The sequence below is a fragment of the Vibrio sp. 10N.222.46.A1 genome (assembly GCF_041473595.1).
Classification (GTDB): Bacteria; Pseudomonadota; Gammaproteobacteria; order Enterobacterales; family Vibrionaceae; genus Vibrio; species Vibrio tasmaniensis_A.
In genome coordinates, this window is the sequence record NZ_JBFRSN010000696.1 from 1 (window position 1) to 2,746 (window position 2,746).

Here is a 2,746-nt window from a genome sequence, read left to right on the forward strand (position 1 = left end):
GTATTGCTATAGGTTCTTTGGCTTGTGATAAGTTGTCAAATCACAGAATTGAAATCGGAATCGTACCAATGGGTAGCCTAGGTATGTCGATTTTTGGGCTATTGATGGCGATATCCATTCCTGAGTCCTTGCCTGAATTTACCTCTTTCCATCAATTCGTGACGTATTCAGAGCTGTGGCCGCTGTTTGCTTATCTTCTGCTATTGGGTATCTCTGGCGGTATCTTCATTGTTCCTCTGTATTCTCTGATGCAGTTACGAGCGAAACCAGATGAACGCGCTCAAGTGATTGCCGGGCTCAACATCTACAATTCACTATTCATGGTGGGAAGCGCCGTTTTAGGTATTGTTTGCCTGAGTGTTCTCGATCTTTCTATTCCACAACTATTTGTGTTGCTCGCGATAGGGAATACTTTGGTTATGCTGTACCTGTTTTATCAGGTGCCTATCTACGCTTTCCGTTTCTTTACATGGGTGGTCACTCACACCATGTACCGAGTTAAGCACAAGAACTTACACCATCTTCCAGAGAATGGCGGCGCACTGATCGTTTGCAACCATGTGAGTTATATGGATGCACTGCTTCTGAGTGCGGTTTGCCCTCGCTTGATTCGGTTTGTGATGGAAGAGGATTACGCCAAGCTGCCTCCACTACGTCGATTCTTAAAAAGAGCAGGAGTTATTCCAATCTCCGCAACCAACCGAAACTCGATTAGAAACGCTTTCAAAGAAGTTGAACGAGCCCTAGATGAAGGGCACATCGTCTGTATTTTCCCTGAAGGCAAGCTAACCGCTGATGGCGAAGTAGCCGAATTCATGCGTGGCATGGAGCTGATTATCAAACGATCTCCTGTACCTGTGATTCCAATGGCACTTAAAGGGTTATGGGGCAGTTACTTCAGTCGTTATAAAGGTCAAGCTTTCAAGGGGCTACCTACCCGTTTCAGGGCCAAGTTAGAGATAGAAGCTGCCGAACCTATGCTAGCCAAAGAAGCTTCATGCGACACGCTTCGACAGTCAGTCTCTGATCTTCGCGGCTCAATACGCTAAATAACCAAGCCTTTATTCATATCAGCTGAACAAACGTTTAGTTTTACTTAACGTTTGTTCAATTCATTTAGACTTACTTACCATTGCGTTAAGCGTATAGTCTTCCACTACGCTGCCAATACTAGACGCGACGAATTAAATATAATGAATCTAAAAAAGTCTGTTCCATTTTATCTTGCTGCTCTGTTTTGCTTAACCCCATGGGTGAGTTCACCGACGGCACTCGTGATCGGTTTCCTTCTTGCGAGCTTAGGTTTAGTCCCTGAGCATCTAGAAGTAGGCAAACTCACCAAGAAGCTACTGGCCTACTCGATTGTCGGCTTAGGCTTTGGCATTCAGTTTGAGAAAGCATTAGCGGTAACAGGCGATGGTATTGGCCTCATTGTAACGACGATTATTGGTACCTTGGTCATTGGTTGGTTCTTGGCAAAACGCATGGGATTAGATCGCACCACGGGTTACCTTATCTCTTCTGGTACCGCAATTTGTGGTGGTAGCGCTATTGCCGCCGTAGCACCGGCCATCAAAGCCGATGATGAACAGATTGGCTTAGCGTTAGCCACTGTATTTGTGTTGAACTCGGTCGCCCTTTTCTTGTTCCCAATGATTGGCCATGCACTAGAGTTAAGCCAACAAACTTTCGGAACATGGGCTGCAATCGCGATTCACGATACATCGTCTGTAGTAGGCGCAGCATCAGCATATGGCGAAGAAGCACTGACCACAGCAACCACATTGAAGCTCGCTCGCGCACTTTGGATTATCCCAATCGCGTTAGTCAGTGCGATGATCTTCAAGAACGATCAAAAGAAGATTACGATTCCTTACTTCATTTTCTTCTATTGCGCTGCTATTGCTGTTAGTGACTTATTGCCACAATTTGAGATGGTCTATCAAGGTATCTTTGATGTGTCTAAGCGTGCATTGGTGGTGTGTCTATTCTTGATTGGTTGCGGTATTTCAGTTGAGAAGCTTAAAGCTGCTGGGCCGAAGCCATTGATGTTTGGTATTACAATGTGGACGATGATTTCGACAGGCTCATTAGCGTGGTTAACTCTCGCATAATACGCCTAATTACACCCAATACGTAAAGAAGCACTGTAGATTGGTTAATGTATTAACCAGACACTCAGATTAACGAGCAACAAAACAAAAAGGCAAAGCTCTAATGGGCTTTGCCCCTATCGTTTGTAGTAAAGATATTCTTTGTTACAACAATCACGAATCAAACAGGGGCTTATCACTCTTCTTGCTCTCTCTTTTCATTAAAACAAGTACCACAACCAGCACAAATGCAGTAAGTTCAGCCAATGAACGAGTCAGTCCTGACGAAACGAGCGCTTGGCCTATCTGCAGCAAAACCGCAATGATGAGGGCGACTTTCATAATAAGACCTTATTCTATAATCCGTTATTTATAGAGCTTATTATGATGGATGGTTATAAAGATAATAAATTCTGTTTTGAACTATCTAATTGCTAAATTAACTAACCTAGCGTAACTGCCCCTCTAGCCACTTAATAAACGTTCTTACCTTAGGTCGCTTTTCAGTGCCTAACGGACAGATCAATTCGTATCCTTTATCAGTATCCATACTTGGATAAGGCGTTATGAGCTCACCAGTCTCAATGTACGGCTTAACAAAATGATAACGCCCCATTGCCACACCGATATTATGCAGAGCACTCTGCACGCCC

General features: G+C 44.1%; 3 protein-coding genes and 1 pseudogene. 2 read left to right on the forward strand and 2 right to left on the reverse strand.

Annotated elements, in window-relative coordinates; genetic code table 11:
* Both AB4496_RS18525 and AB4496_RS18530 read left to right on the forward strand, forming a co-directional pair.
* The coding region (locus tag AB4496_RS18525; RefSeq protein ID WP_372131585.1) for a 1-acyl-sn-glycerol-3-phosphate acyltransferase at positions 1–1,049 on the forward strand (1,049 nt) is incomplete at its 5' end.
* A 144-nt stretch (positions 1,050–1,193) separates the two neighbouring features.
* Positions 1,194–2,114, forward strand: coding sequence for a YeiH family protein (locus tag AB4496_RS18530; RefSeq protein WP_029223440.1), 921 nt, complete (start codon positions 1,194–1,196; stop codon positions 2,112–2,114).
* Between the two features lie 153 nt (positions 2,115–2,267).
* On the opposite strand, the gene AB4496_RS18535 is transcribed toward AB4496_RS18530, so the two are convergent.
* Both AB4496_RS18535 and AB4496_RS18540 read right to left on the reverse strand, forming a co-directional pair.
* Positions 2,268–2,435 (reverse strand): hypothetical protein, encoded by a 168-nt coding sequence (locus tag AB4496_RS18535; protein ID WP_017100591.1) that lies wholly within the window; start codon positions 2,433–2,435, stop codon positions 2,268–2,270.
* 106 nt (positions 2,436–2,541) lie between these two features.
* Positions 2,542–2,746 (reverse strand): annotated as a pseudogene (locus AB4496_RS18540) (transcriptional regulator); the annotation flags it as partial.

What these genes read in the sequence shown, in the direction of transcription:
- AB4496_RS18530 (WP_029223440.1), top strand. Translation starts at nt 1,194, where the DNA reads ATGAATCTAAAAAAGTCTGTTCCATTTTATCTTGCTGCTCTGTTTTGC.
- AB4496_RS18535 (WP_017100591.1), bottom strand. Translation starts at nt 2,435, where the DNA reads ATGAAAGTCGCCCTCATCATTGCGGTTTTGCTGCAGATAGGCCAAGCG.